The 20,153-nt window shown below is 72.4% G+C and carries 19 protein-coding genes; 15 read left to right on the forward strand and 4 right to left on the reverse strand.

Annotated features, from left to right (window positions below):
* Positions 1-2: 2 nt before the first annotated feature.
* Together glmS and gabD are read left to right on the forward strand one after the other, a co-directional pair.
* A complete protein-coding gene (glmS, locus tag ACK8OX_RS08065; protein ID WP_430663457.1) occupies positions 3-1,826 on the forward strand; it encodes a glutamine--fructose-6-phosphate transaminase (isomerizing) in 1,824 nt (607 codons plus the stop codon).
* An 81-nt stretch (positions 1,827-1,907) separates the two neighbouring features.
* Entirely contained in the window at positions 1,908-3,386 is a 1,479-nt protein-coding gene (gabD, locus tag ACK8OX_RS08070) for an NADP-dependent succinate-semialdehyde dehydrogenase (protein ID WP_430663458.1), read from the forward strand.
* A gap of 45 nt (positions 3,387-3,431) precedes the next feature.
* Here gabD and ACK8OX_RS08075 read toward each other — a convergent pair whose 3' ends face one another.
* Positions 3,432-4,199, reverse strand: coding sequence for a hypothetical protein (locus ACK8OX_RS08075; RefSeq protein ID WP_430663459.1), 768 nt, complete (start codon positions 4,197-4,199; stop codon positions 3,432-3,434).
* A 142-nt stretch (positions 4,200-4,341) separates the two neighbouring features.
* Between ACK8OX_RS08075 and gorA the strand changes: the two genes are divergently transcribed.
* From gorA to ACK8OX_RS08090, 3 genes are all read left to right on the forward strand, one after another.
* Positions 4,342-5,724, forward strand: coding sequence for a glutathione-disulfide reductase (gorA, locus tag ACK8OX_RS08080; protein ID WP_430663460.1), 1,383 nt, complete (start codon positions 4,342-4,344; stop codon positions 5,722-5,724).
* Between the two features lie 156 nt (positions 5,725-5,880).
* The gene (locus ACK8OX_RS08085; protein WP_430663461.1) at positions 5,881-7,257 is read left to right on the forward strand and encodes a class II 3-deoxy-7-phosphoheptulonate synthase; all 1,377 of its coding nucleotides are present in this window, start codon (positions 5,881-5,883) and stop codon (positions 7,255-7,257) included.
* 5 nt (positions 7,258-7,262) lie between these two features.
* Positions 7,263-8,405: a nicotinate phosphoribosyltransferase gene (locus tag ACK8OX_RS08090; protein WP_430663462.1), complete on the forward strand. Its 1,143-nt coding sequence runs from the start codon at positions 7,263-7,265 to the stop codon at positions 8,403-8,405.
* 17 nt (positions 8,406-8,422) lie between these two features.
* On the opposite strand, the gene ACK8OX_RS08095 is transcribed toward ACK8OX_RS08090, so the two are convergent.
* Positions 8,423-9,466: a 2OG-Fe(II) oxygenase family protein gene (locus tag ACK8OX_RS08095; RefSeq protein WP_430663463.1), complete on the reverse strand. Its 1,044-nt coding sequence runs from the start codon at positions 9,464-9,466 to the stop codon at positions 8,423-8,425.
* Positions 9,467-9,522: 56 nt separating this feature from the next.
* Between ACK8OX_RS08095 and ACK8OX_RS08100 the strand changes: the two genes are divergently transcribed.
* The 3 genes from ACK8OX_RS08100 to ACK8OX_RS08110 are packed head-to-tail and all read left to right on the forward strand — an operon-like array spanning position 9,523 to position 12,558.
* Positions 9,523-10,410, forward strand: coding sequence for a DMT family transporter (locus ACK8OX_RS08100; protein WP_430663464.1), 888 nt, complete (start codon positions 9,523-9,525; stop codon positions 10,408-10,410).
* Positions 10,411-10,444: 34 nt separating this feature from the next.
* On the forward strand, positions 10,445-12,109 hold the full coding sequence (locus ACK8OX_RS08105; protein ID WP_430663465.1) for an NAD+ synthase: 1,665 nt from the start codon (positions 10,445-10,447) through the stop codon (positions 12,107-12,109).
* Positions 12,110-12,153: 44 nt separating this feature from the next.
* Entirely contained in the window at positions 12,154-12,558 is a 405-nt protein-coding gene (locus ACK8OX_RS08110) for a hypothetical protein (RefSeq protein WP_430663466.1), read from the forward strand.
* Between the two features lie 25 nt (positions 12,559-12,583).
* Here the strand turns inward: ACK8OX_RS08110 and ACK8OX_RS08115 are convergent, their stop codons facing one another.
* Positions 12,584-12,955, reverse strand: coding sequence for a hypothetical protein (locus tag ACK8OX_RS08115; protein ID WP_430663467.1), 372 nt, complete (start codon positions 12,953-12,955; stop codon positions 12,584-12,586).
* 141 nt (positions 12,956-13,096) lie between these two features.
* On the opposite strand from ACK8OX_RS08115, the gene gltX reads away from it, so the two are divergent.
* From gltX to ACK8OX_RS08145, 6 genes are read left to right on the forward strand one after another with little or no spacing between them, the layout of a single operon-like run.
* Positions 13,097-14,437: a glutamate--tRNA ligase gene (gltX, locus tag ACK8OX_RS08120; protein WP_430663469.1), complete on the forward strand. Its 1,341-nt coding sequence runs from the start codon at positions 13,097-13,099 to the stop codon at positions 14,435-14,437.
* The gene (gene cysS / locus ACK8OX_RS08125; protein WP_430663470.1) at positions 14,437-15,834 is read left to right on the forward strand and encodes a cysteine--tRNA ligase; all 1,398 of its coding nucleotides are present in this window, start codon (positions 14,437-14,439) and stop codon (positions 15,832-15,834) included. Before gltX ends, cysS begins: the two co-directional genes overlap by 1 nt.
* A gap of 50 nt (positions 15,835-15,884) precedes the next feature.
* Entirely contained in the window at positions 15,885-16,304 is a 420-nt protein-coding gene (gene copM, locus ACK8OX_RS08130; protein ID WP_430663471.1) for a CopM family metallochaperone, read from the forward strand.
* Complete coding sequence (locus ACK8OX_RS08135; RefSeq protein WP_430663472.1) at positions 16,301-17,128, forward strand: RNA methyltransferase; 828 nt, start codon at positions 16,301-16,303, stop codon at positions 17,126-17,128. The genes copM and ACK8OX_RS08135 overlap by 4 nt, the downstream gene beginning before the upstream one ends.
* Positions 17,125-17,985, forward strand: a complete 861-nt coding sequence (locus ACK8OX_RS08140; protein WP_430663473.1) for an alpha/beta fold hydrolase — start codon at positions 17,125-17,127, stop codon at positions 17,983-17,985. The genes ACK8OX_RS08135 and ACK8OX_RS08140 overlap by 4 nt, the downstream gene beginning before the upstream one ends.
* A 2-nt stretch (positions 17,986-17,987) precedes the next feature.
* On the forward strand, positions 17,988-18,956 hold the full coding sequence (locus tag ACK8OX_RS08145) for a Bug family tripartite tricarboxylate transporter substrate binding protein (RefSeq protein ID WP_430663474.1): 969 nt from the start codon (positions 17,988-17,990) through the stop codon (positions 18,954-18,956).
* A 157-nt stretch (positions 18,957-19,113) separates the two neighbouring features.
* Here the strand turns inward: ACK8OX_RS08145 and ACK8OX_RS08150 are convergent, their stop codons facing one another.
* The gene (locus ACK8OX_RS08150) at positions 19,114-19,317 is read right to left on the reverse strand and encodes a hypothetical protein (RefSeq protein WP_430663475.1); all 204 of its coding nucleotides are present in this window, start codon (positions 19,315-19,317) and stop codon (positions 19,114-19,116) included.
* Positions 19,318-19,531: 214 nt separating this feature from the next.
* Here ACK8OX_RS08150 and rpsD point away from each other — a divergent pair, with 214 nt between their 5' ends.
* Entirely contained in the window at positions 19,532-20,149 is a 618-nt protein-coding gene (gene rpsD, locus ACK8OX_RS08155) for a 30S ribosomal protein S4 (RefSeq protein ID WP_430663477.1), read from the forward strand.
* Positions 20,150-20,153 lie beyond the last annotated feature (4 nt).

Here is a 20,153-nt window from a genome sequence, read left to right on the forward strand (position 1 = left end):
GCATGTGCGGCATCGTCGGAGTGGTCGGAGTGGAGCCAGCCGCGCCGCGGCTGCTGGAGGCGCTGCGGCGGCTGGAATACCGCGGCTATGACAGCGCCGGCGTCGCCACGCTGGTCAACGGCCACATCGAGCGCAGGCGCGCGGAGGGGAAGCTCGGCAACCTCGCCGCCGTGCTGGAACGCGCGCCCCTGCCCGGCACCACCGGCATCGGCCACACGCGATGGGCCACCCACGGCGCACCGGTGGAGCGCAACGCGCATCCGCACGGCACGGCCCGCGTCTCCGTCGTCCACAACGGCATCATCGAGAACCATGCCGAGCTGCGCGAGGAGCTGGAAGCCAGGGGCGCCGAGTTCGAGACCGAGACCGACACCGAGACCTTCGCCCGCCTGGTGGACTGGCACCTGGCGCAGGGCGCCGCGCCGGAGCAGGCGGCCGCCGCTGCGCTGAAGCGCGTCCATGGCGCCTTCGCGCTGGCGATGATGTTCGCCGGCCACCCGCGCAAGCTGATCGCCGCGCGGCAGGGCGCGCCGCTGGCGATCGGCTATGGCGAGGGGGAGATGTTCGTGGGTTCCGACGCGCTGGCGCTGGCGCCGCTGACGCGCCGCATCGCCTATCTGGAGGAAGGCGACTGGGCGGTGGTGTCGGAGGACGGCGCGCGCTTCTTCGACGCGGCGGGCAACGAGGTGGAACGCCAGGTGCGGCTCACCTCCCTGTCCGGCGCGGCGGTGGGCAAGGGCAATTTCCGCCACTTCATGGAGAAGGAGCTGCACGAGCACCCCGCCGTGCTCGGCGACACGCTGCACCAGTATCTGGACCCCGGCACGCGCAGCGTGTCGCTGCCGGCGCTGCCCTTCGACCCGGTCTTGGTGCCGCGGCTGACCATCACCGCCTGCGGCAGCGCCTTCCTCGCGGGGCAGGTCGGGCGCTACTGGATCGAGGGCCTGGCGCGGATCCCGGTGGATGCCGATGTCGCGAGCGAGCTGCGCTACCGCGAGCCGCCGCTGGCGCAGGGCGGGGCGGCCATCCTCGTCTCCCAGTCCGGCGAGACGGCGGACACGATGGCGGCGCTGAAGCTGCTGCGCGACGGCGGGCAGAAGGTGCTGTCCGTGGTGAACGTGCCGGAAAGCACCATGGCGCGGGAAAGCCATGGCGCGCTGCTGACGGTGGCGGGGCCCGAGATCGGCGTCGCCTCCACCAAGGCCTTCACGGCGCAGCTCGCGGTGCTGGCCTGCCTCGCCATCGGCTTCGGCCGCGCGCGCGGCACGATCGGGGAGGACACGGCGCGGCAGCTTGCCGCGGCGCTGACCGAGGTGCCGGGCCATGCGGCGGCGATCCTGGAGAAGGACGCCGAGATCCGCGCGCTGGCCGCCGAGGTCGCGAAGGCGCGGGACGTGCTGTTCCTCGGCCGCGGGTCCCTGATGCCGATCGCGATGGAAGGCGCGCTGAAGCTGAAGGAACTCTCCTACATCCACGCCGAGGGCTATGCGGCGGGCGAGATGAAGCACGGACCGATCGCGCTGATCGACAGCGCGGTGCCGGTCATCGCGCTCTGCCCCTCCGGCCCGCTGTTCGAGAAGACGGCGAGCAACCTGCAGGAAGCCGCGGCGCGGGGCGGGCGCATCATGGCCTTCACCGACCCGCAGGGCGCGCCTGCGCTGCGGCGCTTCGCCGAACAGGTGATCGAGCTGCCGGCGATCCATCCCTTCGCGGCGCCGATCCTGCACGCCATCCCGGTGCAGCTGCTCGCCTATCACGTCGCCGTGCTGAAGGGGACCGACGTGGACCAGCCCCGCAACCTGGCGAAGAGCGTCACGGTCGAGTAGCGGCGCCGCCCCGCGGCGGATGGCTGACAGCATGGGGGCAGGCGCCTATCCTCCGGCGGGCCGAAGGGAAGGAACGCCGCCATGCTGGACGCCATCGCCAAGCTGCCGCTGAAGGACCCGGACCTGTTCCGGCAGGCCAACCTGATCGGCGGGCAATGGGTGCAGGCCGCATCGGGCCGCACCATCGCCGTGCGCAACCCCGCGACGGGCGAGGTGATCGGCCACGTCCCCGCCATGTCGGCGGCCGAGACGCGCCGCGCGGTCGAGGCCGCGCAGGCCGCCTTCGCGGGCTGGCGCGCCATGCTGGCGAAGGAACGCGCCGCGATCCTGCGGAAGCTGAACGACCTGATGCTGGCCCATGCCGACGACCTGGCCGCCATCATGACGGCCGAGCAGGGCAAGCCCCTGGCCGAGGCGAAGGGCGAGGTCGCCTACGCCGCGTCCTTCATCGAGTGGTTCGCCGAGGAGGGGAAGCGCATCTACGGCGACACCATCCCGCAGAACGCGAAGGGCCGGCGCATCATCGTCCTGAAGGAGCCGATCGGCGTCTTTGCCGCCATCACGCCCTGGAACTTCCCGGCCGCGATGATCACCCGCAAGGCGGGCCCGGGCTGGGCCGCGGGCTGCACGGGCGTGATCCGCCCGGCCAGCCAGACGCCCTTTAGCGCGCTGGCGCTGGCGGTGCTGGCGGAACGCGCGGGGATGCCGCCCGGAGTCTGCAACGTCATCACCGGCCCTTCCGGCGAGACGGGGGGCGAGCTGACCTCCAACCCGCTGGTGCGGAAGTTCAGCTTCACCGGATCGACCGAGGTCGGGCGGCTGCTGCTGGCGCAATGCGCGACGACGATCAAGAAGACCTCGATGGAACTGGGCGGCAATGCGCCCTTCATCGTCTTCGACGATGCGGACCTGGATGCCGCGGTGCAGGGCGTCATGGCGTCGAAATACCGCAACACCGGCCAGACCTGCGTCTGCGCCAACCGCATCTTCGTCCAGGACGGCGTCTTCGACGCCTTCGCGGGGAAGCTGAAGGCGGCGGTGGAGGCGCTGAAGGTCGGCAACGGGATGGAGCCGGGCGTGACCCAGGGCCCGCTGATCAACGCCGACGCGGTCGCCAAGGTGGAGGAGCACATCGCCGACGCGACCGCCAAGGGCGCCAGCATCGTCACCGGCGGCAGGCGACACGCCCGCGGCGGCAACTTCTTCGAGCCCACGATCCTGGCCGACGTGCCGCCTTCCGCGCTGGTCTTCCGCGAGGAGACCTTCGGTCCCGTCGCGCCCCTGTTCCGCTTCCGGACGGAGGAGGAGGCCGTGAAGCTCGCCAACGACAGCGAATTCGGCCTCGCCGCCTATTTCTACGCCCGCGACATCGGCCGCATCTTCCGCGTGGCCGAGGCGCTGGAGAGCGGCATCATCGGCATCAACGAGGGCATCATCTCGACCGAGGTCGCGCCCTTCGGGGGCGTGAAGGAAAGCGGGCTGGGCCGCGAGGGGTCGAAATACGGGATCGAGGACTACCTCGAGATCAAGTACCTCGCCCTCGGCGGCATCGGGAGCTGAGCCGCGGGGCGCCGTCCCGCATGGGCCGGGACGGCGCAGGCCGCCTCACGGCAGCGACACGTCGCGGAGGTAGAGCGGGTAGGCCGTCACCGCCACCACCTCTGCCTCGGCCAGTTCCGGCAGGTCCGCGACCGCGAAGGCGGCCGAGAAGCGGTCTGCCCGGTCGATGCCGGCCGGGCGGCTCCGGACCACGTCGAGAACCTCGTCCGTGCGGTAGATCCGGTGGAAGCCCGGCTCGACGGAGGAGTAGATCCGCAGTTCCCGCTGCGCCCGTGTCGGCCGGCCGCGCCGGTAGTCGACCGACAGGGAGATGCGGTCGCCGTTCGCGGCCTGCATCTCCCAGGCTTCGGACGCGGTGCCGGGCGCGAAGGCCGGGCCATCGGAGGAAAAGCGCCGGCGCGTCTCGGCGGGGACGCCGTTGCGGTAGGGGCCCGGCATCAGCGACGCGTCGGGCAGGTAGATGCGGGAGACGACGAAGGCGCTCTCGCCGCTGTCCCGCGACCGTGCGAAGGGCGCGAGCACGACGAAGCGCGCCGTGGCCTGCGGCGGCACCTGTCCGGCGCCGTCCAGCGCATGCGCGCGGTCGTAGAACAGCACGAACAGGTTGGCTCCGGCGAAGGGGCCGGGCGGCTGGCCCGCCGTTTCCCAGGGGCCGGAAAGCTGGCGCTGCACGGCGGCTGCGGGCAGCCGCAGCGCCAGCGCCAGCCTGCTCTCGACGTTGCGCTCCACCAGGGTCGCGGCCCGCACGCCCTGGCGCATGACGAGGCCAGTCCCCGCGCCGGCCAGCAGGGTCATCAACATCCGACGGTTCATCGCTTTGTCATCCCTCCCGGTCCGGGCCCCCGGGCCGCGCGGCTCGGGGCGGCGGCCGCCCATACATGCGGATCGCATTATGTAACGGGGTGACGCGGGCCGGGCGACGCCCTATCTGTCACACTTTCGCGCGGTGGACCCCATGACCTACGATTTCGACTTCTTCGTCATCGGCGGCGGCTCGGCGGGGGTGCGCTGCGCGCGCATCGCGGCCGGTCACGGCGCGCGCGTCGGCATCGCGGAGGAACGGTTCTGGGGCGGCACCTGCGTCAATGTCGGCTGCGTGCCGAAGAAGATCATGGTGAACGCCGCAGAATACGGCGCCTGGGCCGAGGATGCGGCCGCCTTCGGCTGGAACCTGACCAACCACGGGCATGACTGGGCGAAGCTTGCCGCTGCGCGGGATGCGGAGGTGGCGCGGCTGTCGGGCATCTACGACAAGCTGCTGAAGGGCGCGGGCTGCAACACCTTCGATGCGCGGGCCACCTTCCTCGACGCCCATACCCTGCAGGTGGGGGAACAGCGCGTCACGGCGGAACGCATCGTCATCGCCACCGGCGGCACGGCGCAGAGGCTCGACATCCCCGGCGCGGAACTCGGCTTCATCTCGGACGACCTGTTCACGCTGCCGGCGCTGCCGAGGCGCGTCGCGGTGCTGGGGTCGGGCTACATCGCGCTGGAATTCGCCTGCATCCTGCGCGGGCTCGGCGCGGAGGTGGACCTCATCTATCGCGCCCCGCTGCCGCTGCGCGGCTTCGACGACGACATCCGCGCGGCGCTGGCCGAGGCGCTGACCGCGCAGGGCATCCGCCTGAACCCCGACGTGACGCCGACGCGCATCACCACCGTGGATGGCGAATTGCTGCTCGGCCTCTCGACGAACTTCGTGCGGGAGGTGGACGCGGTGTTCTTCTGCACCGGCCGCCTGCCCAACACGCGGGGCCTCGGCCTCGATGCCGCCGGGGTGCGTTGCGCGGCGAACGGCGCGGTGGTGGTGGACGAGGACCACGCGACAAGCCAGCCGCACATCTTCGCCCTCGGCGACGTCATCGACCGGGTGAACCTGACCCCCATGGCCACCGCCACCGGCCATGCCCTGGCCGATACGCTGTTCGGCAACCGCCCGCGGAAGGCGAGCTACGAGAACGTGCCGAGCGCCGTCTTCACCTCGCCGCCCGTCGGCACGGTCGGGCTGACGGAGGCCGAGGCGGCGAAGCGCGGGCCGGTGGACATCTACCTCACCCGCTTCACGCCGATGCGCCACACGATCAGCCGGCGCGAGGGGCGGAAGACGGTGATGAAGCTGGTCGTCTGCCAGCGCACGCAGCGCGTGCTCGGCGCCCATATGCTGGGGGAGGACGCGGCGGAGATGATGCAGGGCATCGGCATCGCGGTGGCCATGGGCGCGACCAAGCAGGACTTCGACCGCACCATCGGCATCCACCCGACCGCGGCGGAGGAGTTCGTGACGCTCCGCACCCGCGTGCGGGAGGCCGGGGCGGGGGTGAGGGCGGCCGCCGAGTAGCCCGCGATCGCCCCCACCGTGCACGCCGAAGGCGGGCAGGGTGGGGGCGTGAATCGCCGGGCTCACGAAAGGCTGGACCCGGGCCAAGAGCGTGGTTTCCCGCCGCGCCGGCTGGGGCTAAGGTCCGCTCCTTGGACTTTGGCCAGGACAGGACCGATGACGCGCGCTTGGACCCCCGAAAGCTGGCGGGGCATGCCGATCCGGCAGGTGCCGGACTACCCCAGCGAGGCCGCCCTCAAGGCCATGGAAGCCAAGCTGCGCCGATTTCCCCCCCTCGTTTTTGCAGGCGAGGCGGAGCGGCTGAAGGCCCAGCTGGCGCGTGCGGGCGACGGGGAGGCCTTCGTCCTCCAGGGCGGCGACTGCGCCGAGAGCTTCGCGGAGTTCAACACCAACACCATCCGCGACACCTTCCGGGTGCTGCTGCAGATGGCGGTGGTGCTGACCTTCGGCGGCGGGCTGCCGGTGGTGAAGCTCGGCCGCATGGCGGGCCAGTTCGCCAAGCCCCGCAGTTCCGACACCGAGACGCTGGCGGGCGTCACGCTTCCCTCCTACCGCGGCGACATCATCAATGGGCCCGACTTCACGGCCGAGGCGCGCATCCCCGACCCGGGGCGGATGGAATTCGCCTATCTCCAGTCGGCCTCCACGCTGAACCTGCTGCGCGCCTTCGCCACCGGCGGCTATGCCGACCTGCACCAGGTGCATCGCTGGAACCTCGATTTCGCCCGGCGCAGCCCGCTCGCCAGCCGCTACGAGGACCTGGCGGGCCGCATCGACCAGACGCTGTCCTTCATGTCCGCCTGCGGCATGTCCGACCTGCCGCAGCTGCGGGAGACGGAGTTCTACACCTCGCACGAATCGCTCCTCCTTCCCTTCGAGGAGGCGCTGACGCGGGAAAGCTCGGTCCATCCCGGGCGGCACTGGGCGTGCTCGGCGCATTTCCTCTGGATCGGCGACCGCACGCGCCAGCCGGACGGCGCGCATGTGGAATTCATGCGCGGCGTGCAGAACCCGATCGGGATGAAGGTCGGGCCGAGCATGGAAGCCGATGAGCTGGTGCGGCTGACCGAGATCCTGAACCCGGCGAACGAGAAGGGGCGCCTCACCCTCATCGCGCGCATGGGGGCGGAGAAGGTGGAGGCGAAGCTGCCCGGCCTGCTGCGCGCGGTGAAGCGCGCGGGGCGCAAGGTGGTGTGGCTGTGCGACCCGATGCACGGCAACACGGTGAAGGCGGGCGACTACAAGACGCGCAGCTTCGATTCCATCCTGTCCGAGGTGCGGCGCTTCTTCGACTGCCACGCGGCCGAAGGCACGGTGCCGGGCGGCGTCCATGTCGAGATGACGGGCCAGAACGTCACCGAATGCCTCGGCGGCGCGCACCGTCTGACGGAGGCGAACCTTGCCGAGAACTACGCCACCTTCTGCGACCCGCGCCTGAACGCCGAGCAGTCGCTGGAACTCGCCTTCCTTCTGGCGGAGGAGCTGAAGGCGCGCCGCCCCGGCCCGGCGGTGCCCGCGCAGGCCGCGCAGTAGCCGCCATGCCCGACGACATCAGCGGGCGGACGGACAGCTACTTCAACCGCACCAAGGCGATCGTCCGCCGCTTCGGCGACTGCCGCGTGACCTATGCGGTGTTCCTGCGCCGCCCCGTCGTCTCCGCCCACCGGCTCGCCACTTCCTGGCTGGAGGCGGTGGCGGCGGAGCGCGGGACGCGCTTCGACATCGAGGTGATGCACCAGGAAGGGGACTGGGTCGGCGCGGGCGACCCGATCTTCTACGTCTCCGGCTCCTTCGCGGAGCTGGTGGACCTGGAGACGGTGATGCTCCAGAAGCTCGGCGCCGCCTGCGTCGCCGCGCACAACGCCTACCAGATGGCGCTGGAACTGCCGGGTGTCGCCTTCCTGGCGATGGAGGCGCGGCACTGTGCGGGCGCCGAGATGCAGGAGATGATGTCCTACGCCGCCGCCATCGGCAGCCGCACCGCCCAGCGCGAGGGCGCGCGCGGCTTCATCGGCAACGCGAACGACGCCACCGCGCACTGGTTCGGCCTGCGCGCCGGCCGCGGCACCATGCCGCATGCGCTGATCGGCTATGCCGGCTCCACGCTGCGTGCGGCGGAAATGTTCCACGAGACCTTCCCCGACCAGGACCTGACGGTGCTGACCGACTATTTCGGGCACGAGGTCACGGACGGGCTCGAGGTCTGCCGCCGCTTCCCGGAACTGGCGGCGGCGGGGCGGATGGCCGTGCGGCTCGACACCCATGGCGGCCGCTTCCTCGAAGGGCTCGACCCCGCCGAGAGCTACGCGGTGCTGGAACGCCACGCGCCGCAGGCGGTGCGGCGCTACCGGTCCGAGACGGAGCTGCGCAACCTGGTCGGCACCGGCGTCTCCGCCGCCGCCATCTGGCGGATGCGCGAGGCGCTGGACGAGGCCGGCTTCCCGAAGGTGCGGATCGTCGCCTCCTCCGGCTTCGGTGTGCAGAAATGCCGCGTGATGGCCGAGGCGAAGGCGCCCATCGACGTGGTGGGCACCGGCAGCTTCATCCCCGATGCCTGGAGCGAGACCTACGCGACGGCCGACATCGTGGAATATGACGGCGCGCCCCGCGTGAAGGTCGGGCGCGAATTCCTGCTGCGCCGGAACGGCAGCCGCAAGAAGGCGAACGGGGCAGGCGGGTAGCGCGCCCGCCCGCCAATCTAGCGCATCTGCACGCCCATGTTCCCGCGCGCCGCGGCTTCGGCCATCAGCCGGCGTTCCTGCTGCGCGCCTTCCGCGTCGGTGAAAAAGGTGAAGATCGCGAAGCGGCGGCCGCTCGTCACCGGCAACGCCTCGTGCAGCAGGTCGCAGCTGAAGATGGCGCAGCCGCCGGCCTCGGGCTCGTAGGCCTCCGCGCCGAATTCGGCGAAGCGGAGGGCGCCGCCCTCGTATTCGCCGGTGTTCAGGTTCAGGCTCATCGCGAAGCGGCGATGCGCGGTGTAGGGGGTGCGGTTGTCGCGATGCGGGCCGAAGGCGCCGCCCGCCGCGCCGTCGTAGCAGCCGATGCGCGGCGCCTCGAAGCTGGCGGCGCGGAAGCGGAAGGCGCGCCACATCTCCGGCACGACGCGCCGCTCGATCCGGCGCTGGAAGCCCAGGTACAGTTCCCGGTCGTCGAGGAAGACATCGGCGCGGCGCTTGATGCCGGCCGCCGCCATGCCGCCGGACTCGGCACGGGCATTGGCGACGAGGTCGGCCGTCTTCTCCCCCGCATCCCAATGCGCCAGCAGCCGCGCCACGAAATCCGGCTCCAGCACGCCGGGCACCAGCAGCACCGGCGCACCGGTGCGGCGGATCGGTGCCGGCGCCGGCGGCTCAGGCAGGGCGGCCAGCGCGCGGTCCAGCGCATCCTCCCCCGCGGCGGCGAAGGCGAGCCGCCCTCGGGGCGAGATCACGGCGGCGCCGCCCTCGGGCAGGCCGAGTCCGGCGAACAGCTTGCGGTCCGCATCGAACAGCCGCACCGGCCCGCCGCCGCGGCGGGAGCCATCCGGCTTATGGCCGGCCACCACCAGCACCGCCGCGCCGCGCGCGCCCGCCGCCGCGACGGCCGCATCCAGCCGGGCGCCGGCGAGCGGGCGGCCGAGGACCAGCAGCCGCGGCTGCCCGGCGATGGCCTGGCCCGCGAGGTCGAAGGCGGTGCCGTCCGCCTGGGGCAGCATCAAGGGAGGCAACATGTCGCCGGGGCGGAAGGGGTCGGGCGTGCTCATGGCCGGCATGATGCCATCCGTCTGGCCCGGCGGGAAATGCGGGCTACCATGCCGCGATGCAGCAAACGCACCATGCCCGCGAGACACGGATCGGCTATGCCTGCGCCATCGCGGTGCTGTTCGTCTGGGCGGGGTTCCTGCTGTCCTCACGGCTCGGCGCGCGGCAGGATTTCACGCCCTGGGACGTGGCGGCGCTGCGCTATGCGGGCGCCTTCCTCGGCGCGTTGCCGCTGCTGGCGGTCTTCGGGCTGCCGCGGCTGCCGCCGGCCCGGCTGGCGGTGGTGGTCGCGACGGCGGCCTTCGGCTTCCCGATCCTGGCCTATCACGGCTTCGGCTTCGCCCCGGCGGCGCATGGCGGGGTGATGCTGCCGGGGACGCTGCCCTTCCTCACCGCCGCGCTCGGCCTGGTGGTGCTGGGGGAGCGGTGGACGCGGCGGCGCCTGGTCTCGCTGCTGGTGGTGGCCTGCGGGATCGGGCTGCTGGCGGGCGACACCTTCGGCAGCCATCCCGGCGCCTGGCGGGGGGACCTGCTGTTCCTGGCGGGGTCGTCCTGCTGGGCGGTCTACACGCTGGTGGTGCGGCTATGGGGCATCGACGCGCTGCGGGCGACGCTGTCGGTCGCGCTCTGGGCGGCGCCGCTCTACCTGCCGGTCTGGTGGCTGCTGCTGCCGTCGAACCTGGCCGCCGTGCCGGTCGGGGCGGTGGCCTACCAGCTGGTGTTCCAGGGCATCTTCGCGGTGCTGGTGGCGGGGTTCCTGTTCACCCGCGCGGTGCAGGCCATCGGCGCGCCGCGCACCACCACCATCACCGCGCTGGTCCCCGGCATGGCGGCGCTGGCCGCCTGGCCGCTGCTGGGGGAGCCGCTGGGCCCGGCCGGGCTGGCGGGGGTCGCGCTGGTGACGGCGGGGATGGTCATCGCCGTCCTGCCGCCACGGCCGCGTTGACCCCCCCGGCCCCCGTCCCTAGCTTCGCCCCATCATGACAGACCGCCTCCGCATCGCGCTCGCGCAGATCAACCCGCATGAAGGCGCGCTGGACCGCAATGCGGACCGCATCCGCGCCGCGCGGGCCGAGGCCGCGGCCGCGGGGGCGCAGCTGCTGGTCACGCCGGAATTCTCCATCGCCGGCTACCCGCCGGAGGACCTTGTCCTCAAGCCCGCCTTCGTCGAGGCCTGCACCGCCCGGATCGAGGCGCTGGCGGCGGAGACGGCGGATGGCGGCCCGGGGCTGGTGGTGGGCGGCCCCTGGCGCGAAGGCGGGCGGCTGCACAACGCGCTGTTCGTGCTCGACGGCGGCAAGGTCGTCGCGCGCCGCGCCAAGCACGAGCTGCCGAACTACGGCGTCTTCGACGACAAGCGCGTCTTCACCGCCGGCCCCGCGCCCGGCCCGGTGATGTTCCGCGGCGTGCGGCTCGGCCTCATGGTGTGCGAGGACTGGTGGTTCCCCGCGGTGAGCGAGACGCTGCAGGAGAGCGGGGCGGAGATCCTGATCTCCATCAACGGGTCCCCCTTCGAGGCGGCGAAGCAGGACCTGCGCGTGCAGCTCGCCGTCTCCCGCGTCGTCGAGACGGGGCTGCCCTTCGTGTTCCTGAACCAGGTCTGCGGCCAGGACGAGCTGGTCTTCGAAGGCGCATCCTTCGTGCTGAACGCCGACCGCGCGCTGGCCGTGCAGATGCCGATGTTCGAGGAGCAGGTCGCCGTCACCGACTGGACGCGCGGGGCCGCGGGCTGGGCCTGCGCGCCGCGGCCGCTGGCGCCGCCCGTGCCGCGGCCGGAGCAGATCTACCGCGCCATGATGCTCGGCCTGCGGGACTACGTGGACAAGAACGGCTTCCCGGGCGTGGTGCTCGGCCTGTCGGGCGGCATCGATTCCGCGCTGAGCGCGGCGGTGGCGGCCGATGCGCTGGGCCCCGACCGGGTGCGGGCGGTGATGATGCCCTCCCCCTACACCTCGGCCGGGAGCCTGGAGGATGCGGAGGAATGCGCCCGGCTGCTCGGCATCCGCTACGAGAACATCCCGATCGCCCCGGCGATGGCGGCCTTCGGCGCCATGCTCGCCCCCGCCTTCGGCAACCGCCCGCCGGACATCACGGAGGAGAACATCCAGTCCCGCATCCGCGGCGTGACGCTGATGGCCCTGTCCAACAAGTTCGGCGACATGCTGCTGACCACCGGCAACAAGAGCGAGATGAGCACGGGCTACGCCACGCTCTACGGCGACATGTGCGGCGGCTATTCGGTGCTGAAGGACGTCTGGAAGATGACCGTCTTCGAGCTGTCGCGCTGGCGCAACGCCAACCGCCCGCCCGATGCGAAGGGCCCCGCCGGGCTGGTGATGCCGGACCGCGTCATCACCAAGCCGCCCTCGGCCGAGCTGAAGCCGGACCAGAAGGACCAGGACACCCTGCCGCCCTATGAGGTGCTGGACGCCATCCTGGAAGGCCTGGTCGAGAAGGAGCAGGGGGTCGATGCGCTGGTGGCGGAAGGGCACGACCGCGCCACGGTGCTGCGGGTCTGGCGGATGCTGGACCGGGCCGAGTACAAGCGCCGCCAGGCGCCGCCGGGCGTGAAGATCACGCCGCGGGCCTTCGGGCGCGACCGGCGCTACCCGCTCACCAACGGCTTCTCCGCGCTGGTGGGCTGAGCCGCGCCCCGGGCAGGGCCGGCACCGAGGAAGGGAATGGTCGCATGAGCGACGAGAACGAAGGCGACCCGATCTTCGCCGACCGCGGCTTCGGCCGGGTGCCGGGGCTGGTGGTGCGCATCATGGACCTGTCGGGCGCCAACGGGTCCGACCCGGTGGAGGTGGTGCGCGGCTTCGACACCATCGCCCATGCCAACGCCTTCGCGCGCCGCTACGTGCGGGACAGCGTGGACCGCTGCCGCACCCCCGGCATGGCGGCCGATGCGGTGCTGGAAACCTGGTTCGCCTTCGGCGAGGACGCCGAGGTGCAGGGCGCGGGCGACGATGCCTGGCGCAGCGCGAGCGAGTTGCAGGATTTCGCCGCCCGCCGCGCCGTCGACCCGGAGGAGCGCAACTGGCGCGTCCTCGACCCCCGTCGCGAGGACGGGGAGGAGGACGAGGAGGAGTGACGCCCCCCGGCCCGGGGCGCGCCCGTCACCAGCCCGGCTTGCCCGGCACCCAGCCCATGCCGGGCTGCCAGACGGCCGGCGGCGGCTGGTAGACCACCGGGGGCGGCTGGTAGACCACGGGCGGCGGGGGCGCGTAGTACACCGGCGGCGGTGGGGGCGCGTAGTAGACGGGCGGCGGGGCGGCCAGCGCCGAGCCGATCGCCACCCCCGCGCCGAGGCCGATGATGGCGCCGAGCGCCGCGCCGCCGCCGTTCCAGCCGCGGTGATGCTGGTGGTAGCCATGGCCGTAGCCATAGCCGCGGCCGCGCCAGTCGGCCTCGGCCGCCCCGGGCAGCGCCATCGCGCCGGCCATCAGCGCCGCGCCGAAGACCATCGGCCTGAGCATCCTGCGCCTCATCGGCGGAACTCCCGTGGGCCATGGCGGGAAGGCGGCAGGCCCGTGCCTCTGGCCATCCTAGCACCCCGATTGCGCCGGGATGATGGCGAATCCGGGTCCGCGCCTTGCCTTTCCCGCCACGATGCCGTTCCTCTGCGGCCGATGAAGGTCCGTTTCGCCCCGTCCCCCACCGGTCTGCTGCATGTCGGCAATGCCCGGATCGCGATCGCCAACTGGTGCCTGGCCCGGCGCGCCGGCGGGCGCTTCCTGCTGCGCCTCGACGATACGGATGCGGAGCGGTCGAAGCCCGAATACGCCGCCGCCATCGAGGAGGACCTGCGCTGGCTCGGCCTCGACTGGGACGAGATGCTGCGCCAGTCCGACCGGCTGGACCGCTACGCCGCGGCGGCGGAAAAGTTGAAGGCCGCCGGCCGGCTCTACCCCTGCCTCGAGACGGAGGAGGAGCTGACCTTCAAGCGGGAGCAGCGGGCGAAGCAGGGCAAGCCGCCGATCTACGACCGCGCCGCGCTGAAGATGACGAAGGAGCAGCTGGACCGCGCCATCGCCAACGGCAAGGCGCCGCATTGGCGCTTCCTGCTGTCCGGCGGGCAGGCGGAATGGCAGGACGGCGTGCTGGGCCGGCGCTCGGTCAAGCTGCCCAGCCTGTCGGACCCGGTGCTGATCCGCGCCGATGGCAGCTTCCTCTACACCTTCACCTCGGTCGTGGACGACGTGGAGATGGGCATCACCGACATCATCCGCGGCGAGGACCACGTCACCAACACCGGCATCCAGATGGACATCATGGCGGCGATCGGCGGCAACCCCCGCCAGAAGCGCTTCGCCCACCTGCCGCTGCTGACCGATGCCGATGGCGGGCCGCTGTCGAAGCGCACCGGCAGCGTCGGGCTGCGCCAGCTGCGGCGCGACGGGGTGGAGCCGGAGGCGCTGGTCGGCTACCTCGCCGCGCTCGGCTCCTCGGCCGACCCGGCGCCGGGCCGCGCGGCGGAGGTGGCGGGGACCTACGACCTGTCGAAGGCGTCGAGGTCCTCCGCGCGCTTCGACACGAGGCAGCTTCTCGCGCTCAACCGGAAATGGCTGCACGACCTGCCCTTCGACGCGGTGCGGGACAGGCTGCCGGAGGGCGCGGGGGACGCTTTCTGGACCGCCGTTCGCGGCAATCTCGACCTGTTCCGCGAGGTCCGGGATTGGTGGGACGTGGTGGCGGGTGACATCGTGCCGGTGGGCGATCCCGGCGATGCGCAGCTTCTGCGGCTCGCGGCGGAATCCCTGCCCGAGGAGCCCTGGGACGAGGCCACCTGGCCGGCCTGGACGGCTGCGCTGGCCGGCAGCACCGGCCGCAAGGGCAAGGCGCTGTACCTGCCGTTGCGCCGGGCGCTGACCGGCGAGGATCACGGGCCGGACCTCAAGGCCTTCCTTCCCCTGATCGGCCGCGCGCGTGCGAAGGCGCGCCTGCTGGCCGCCGCGACGAGTGCAAATTGATGGACCTGCATCTCCACAACAGCGCGACGCGCCGCAAGGAACGCTTCGAGCCGATCGACCCGCGGCATGTGCGGATGTATGTCTGCGGCCCGACCGTCTACGACCTCGCCCATCTCGGCAATGCGCGGCCGGTGGTGGTGTTCGACGTGCTGGCGCGGCTGCTGCGCCGCGTCTACCCGCAGGTCACCTATGCGCGGAACATCACCGACGTCGACGACAAGATCATCGACCGCGCGCGCGACAGCGGCGAGGGGATCGACAGCGTGACGGCGCGCACCACCGCCGACTTCCACCGCGACATGACCGCGCTCGGCTGCCTGCCGCCGGATGTGGAACCCCGCGCGACCGGCACCATCCCGGAGATGGTGGCGCTGATCGAACGGCTGATCGCCAACGGGCACGCCTATGCGGCGGAAGGGCATGTGCTGTTCTCCGTCGGCAGCTTCGCGGAGTACGGCCGGCTGTCCGGCCGCAGCCCCGACGAATTGCTGGCCGGCGCGCGGGTCGAGGTCGCGCCCTACAAGCGGGACGCCGGCGACTTCGTGCTGTGGAAGCCGAGCGACGCGACGCAGCCCGGCTGGGACAGTCCCTGGGGCCGCGGGCGGCCGGGCTGGCACATCGAATGCTCCGCCATGTCGTGGAAGCATCTCGGCCCGGATTTCGACATCCATGGCGGCGGCGCCGACCTGATGTTCCCCCACCACGAGAACGAGGTGGCGCAGAGCCTCTGCGCCTTCCCCGGCAGCCATTTCGCCCGCATCTGGATGCACAACGGCATGCTTCTGGTGGACGGGGAGAAGATGTCGAAGTCGCTCGGCAACTTCCGCACCGTGCAGGACATCCTGGCGCTCGGCCCCTGGGCGGGGGAGGCGTTCCGGCTGCTGCTGCTGAAGACCCATTACCGCGCCGCGCTGGACTACTCCGAGGCGGCGCTGCAGGAGGCGCGTCGGGAGCTCGACCGCGTCTACCGGGCGCTGTCGAAGATGGCGGAGGTGACGCCGGAGCGCGGCGGGGAGCCGCATGCGGTGGAACAGCCGGGCGTGGAGGCGGCGCTGGCCGACGACCTCAACACGCCGCTCGCGCTCGCCAGCCTGCACTACCTGGTCTCCGCCGCGAACGACGCGCTGGCGAAGGGCGAGCACGCGGCGCTGCCGCACCTGAAGGGCCGCATCCTGGAAGCCGGGGCGATGCTCGGCCTGCTGCGGCACGATCCGGAAGCCTGGTTCCGCGGCGGCGCCGATGACGGCGCGGCGGCGATCGAGGCCGCCATCGCCGCGCGGCTCGCGGCGCGCAAGGCGAAGGACTGGGCCGAGGCCGACCGCATCCGCGCGGAGCTGGCCGCGGGGGGAATCCTGCTGGAGGACGGGCCGCAGGGGACGACGTGGCGGCGGGCGTGAGGCCGGCGGCACGGGGCGGGGCGGGCGCGGATTCTCCCTTGCCTTGCCACATGGGAAGGCTGCGACGCTGGCTGCGACCAGCACCCGGAGATCACGCCATGCCCCGCCTTTCCGTCGCCGCCGCGCTCGCCCTCTCGCTCGCCACCCCCGCGCTGGCGCAGCAGTCCCACGGGGGCCACGGCGCGCCCCGCCCCGGCACGCAGGAGCCTGCCAGCACGCGGGAGCTGCGCGAGGTGAACAGCCGCATGCACCGCGACATGGCGATCCGCTTCACCGGCAATGCCGACCGCGACTTCGCCGCCGCCATGATCCCGCACCACCAGGGCGCCATCGACATGGCGCGCGTGCAGCTTCGCCACGGCACCGATCCCGAGATGCGCCGCCTGGCCGAGGAGGTCATCCGCGCGCAGGAGGCCGAGATCGCGCAGCTGCGCGCCTTCCTCGCCCGAACCGCGCCCCCGGGACGATGACGGGCGGCCGGGGGGAAGGCGGCGCGGCGCTGACGCCGCCGCCGGGCGAAAGCCCGATCGTCGTGCTGGTCCGCCCGCAGATGGCGCAGAACATCGGCACCGCCGCGCGCGCCATGGCCAATGGCGGGCTGTTCCACCTGCGCGTCGTCGCGCCGCGCGACGGCTGGCCGCAGCCCAACGCCTATGCCGCGGCGTCGGGCGCGGATGCCATCCTGGATGCCGCGCAGGTCTTCCCGGACCTGCGCGCCGCGCTGGCGGATTGCCACCGCGTGCTCGGCACCTGCCCGCGGCCGCGCCACGTCATCATCCCCATGCGCGACGCGCGCGCGGCGGCCGAGGACATGCGCGACATCAACGCGCGCGGCCTGCGCTGCGCCGTGCTGTTCGGGCCGGAACGCGCGGGCCTCGAAGCCGACGACCTGGCGCATTGCGACACGCTGGTGCGCTATCCCCTGAACCCGCAGCACAACAGCCTGAACCTGGCGCAGGCGGTGATGATCCTGGCCTATGAGTGGTGGATGCAGGCCGAACGCACGCCGCCGCGCGACTTCCAGACGAACGAGACGCGCCCCGCCACCAAGGGCGAGCTGGAAGGCTTCCTCGACCGCCTGGTGTCGGAACTGGATGCCGCGGGCTTCCTGCACAACCCGCCGAAGCGCCCGGGCATGATCCGCAACCTGCGCCACTGGTTCCAGCGCGGCGAGGTGACGGAACAGGAGCTGCGCACGCTGCACGGCGTGGTGACGGAACTGTCCCGTGGCCGCATGGTGCGCGGGCGATTCGCCGCCGACGCGCCGGCGGCGCCCTGGGAGGAGACGCCATGAACCACCCCGACGGCACGCCGGTCCCGCCGCTGCCAGACCTGCGCTTCGCCGAGGTGGATGCGGGCAGGCTCGGCCTGGAGGGCCCGCGGCTGTCCTACATGGAGGCCGGCGGCGGCCCGCGGACGCTGCTCTGCCTGCACGGCATCGGCGCGAATTCCACCGGCTGGCGCTTCACCCTGGCCGCGCTGTCGCAGGGCTGCCGCGTCATCGCCTGGAACGCGCCGGGCTACTTCCTGTCCGACGGCTTCGTGGCGGAGGCGCCGCGCGCGGAGGACTATGCCGATGCGGCGGTGGCGCTGCTCGATGCGCTCGGCGTCGCGGGGCCGGTGTTCCTGGCGGGGTCGTCCTTCGGCTCGATGCTCGGCGCCTGCCTCGCCGCGCGGCATCCGGGGCGCGTGGCGCGGATGGCGCTGATGGGCACCTCGCGCGGGCAGCGATGGAAGGGGCCGGAGGGCAGGGCGCAGATGCTGGCGATGCGCGCGGCGTCCGTCGCGGAAGGCGGCGTCGCGCTGGCGCGCACGCGCTCGGCGCGGCTCGTCTCGCCGGCCGCGCCGGCCGAGGTGCTGGCGATGGTGCAGGCCGTGGTCGCCGCCACCAACCCGCGCGGGCTGATGCAGGCGGCGCGCTGCACCGACCAGGTGGACGTGATCGAGGATTTCGCGCCCCGCATCGCCTGCCCCGTGCTGGCGGTCACCGGCGCCGATGATGCGGTGAACCCGCCCGAGGTCGGCCGCGCCATCGCGGCGGTCATCCCGGGCGCGCGCTTCGTCTCGCCGCCCGGCATCGGCCACCTGCCGGAGCTTGAAGCGCCGGCGCAAACCCTCGCATTGTTGCGGCGGCACTTCTTCGGAGACTGAGCGTGGCCCTGTTCCGCCGCACGCTGCTCGCCGCGCTGGCGCTGCCGGCCATCGCCGCCGCGCAGTCCGACTTCCCGCAGCGGCAGGTCCGCATCGTCGTGCCCTTCCCGCCGGGCGGCGGGCTGGATGCGCTGGCGCGCGCCCTCGCGGACCGGCTGCAGGCCGGCTGGCGGCAGGCGGTGGTGGTGGACAACCGCCCGGGCGGGTCCACCGTGCCGGGGACCGACCTCGTGGCCAAGGCGGCGCCCGATGGGCACACGCTGCTGGTCACGGCGGACAATTCCATCACCTCCAACCCGCACCTGATCCGCGCCCTGCCGCATGACCCGATGCGGGACCTCGCCCCCGTCAGCCTGCTGGTCGATGTCCACCAGATGATCCTGGTGAACCCCGCCATCGGCGCGCGCAGCATGGCGGAGCTGGTGGCGGCGGCGCGCGCCGCGCCAGGGCGGCTGAACTTCGGCAGCTACGGCAACGCGTCGCAGCCGCATCTCGCCTTCGGCGCGCTGATGGCGCGGGAGGGGATCGAGATGGTGCATGTCCCCTATCGCGGCCTGACGCCGGCGGTGCTGGCGACGCTGTCGGGCGAGGTGCAGATGACGCTCGCCGGCATCGCCTCCGGCGCCGAGCACATCCGCGCCGGCACGCTGCGCGCGCTGGCGGTCGGGCGGCCGACCCGGTTCGAGGCGCTGCCCGAGGTGCCGACCCTGGCCGAGGCGGGCTACCCCGAGATCGACCCCCGCACCTGGTTCGGCGCCTTCGCCCCAGCCGGCACGCCGGCGCCGCTGCTGGCGCGGCTGCACCGGGACATCGCCGCCGCCATGGCCGACCCCGCGGTGCGGGACCGGCACCTCGCGCCATCCGGCTACACCGTCCATGCCGCGACGCCGGAGGCGACGGCGGCCTTCCTGCGCGAGGACCTGGAGGTCAAGCGGCGCCTCATCGCCGCGGCGGGCATCCGGCCGGAGTAGCGGGCCTCACCCGCGCGGGTGAGGCGATGCGCGTGACGGTCGAACGATGCGACGGAACATCACGCGAAACCGGATCGCGGTGCGGCGGTCCGGTTGGGCCTGGTGCGACCGGTCACGCCGCCGCGTCGCGCCGTTGGCAAAACGAATCCCTGCGCATTCAACCCATCCGCCTCGTCAGCTTGCGCGCAAGCATGTAGCCGAGTGCGCCCGAGACCGGCGCACCGGGCAGCAGAAGCAGCCAGCCGAGATGCTGGCCGTTGACGACCAGCCCCATCCCGATGCCGAGCATCATCCCCCCGACCAGGCTGCCCACCACCCCGGCGGTGAGGCCGAGGACCAGTATTTCTTCGCGCGTGACCATGGCGCCGGAGTAGGGGAGGGGGCGGCGGTTTGACAAGCGGCGGCCCGGCCGCCTATAGGCCCCCCACTTCCGGGAACGTGGACGCGGCCCCGTGCCGTGCGCCCGCCCCTGGCCATGTCGGCCATGGGCCTACCGGGACAACCAGGCCGACCAGGGCGCCAGCCCGTGGCCACGAAGAAGGACCGGACCCGCGAGGGCCGGCAGCCATCGCCGCATGACCAAGCGCGCTGAATCCAAGTACAAGATCAATCGCCGCCTCGGCGTCAATCTCTGGGGCCGTGCCAAGTCCCCCATCGCCAAGCGTGAATACGGCCCCGGCCAGCATGGCCAGCGCCGCAAGCAGAAGCCGACCGACTTCGGCGTGCAGCTGATGGCGAAGCAGAAGCTGAAGGGCTACTACGGCAACATCGGCGAGAAGCAGTTCCGCAAGTACTACGAGGAAGCCGTGCGCCGTAAGGGCGACACCTCGGAGAACCTGATCGAGCTGCTGGAGCGCCGGCTGGACACCGTGGTGTACCGCATGAAGCTGGCTATCACGCCCTTCGCCGCGCGGCAGCTGGTGAACCACGGCCATGTGCTGATCAACGGCAAGCGGCTCAACATCCCGTCCTACCTCGTGAAGGACACGGACGTGATCGAGCTGAAGGAGAAGTCGAAGCAGCTGACCGCCGTGCTGGACGCGGCGCAGAGCGGCGAGCGCGACGTGCCGGAATACATCGAGATCGACCACCGCGCGATGCGCGGCCGCGTCCTGCGCGCGCCGAAGCTCTCCGACGTGCCCTATCCGGTGCAGATGGAGCCGAACCTGGTGGTCGAGTTCTACTCGCGCTGATCCG

The organism is Falsiroseomonas sp. CW058, from assembly GCF_050563535.1.
Taxonomy (GTDB): Bacteria; Pseudomonadota; Alphaproteobacteria; order Acetobacterales; family Acetobacteraceae; genus Falsiroseomonas.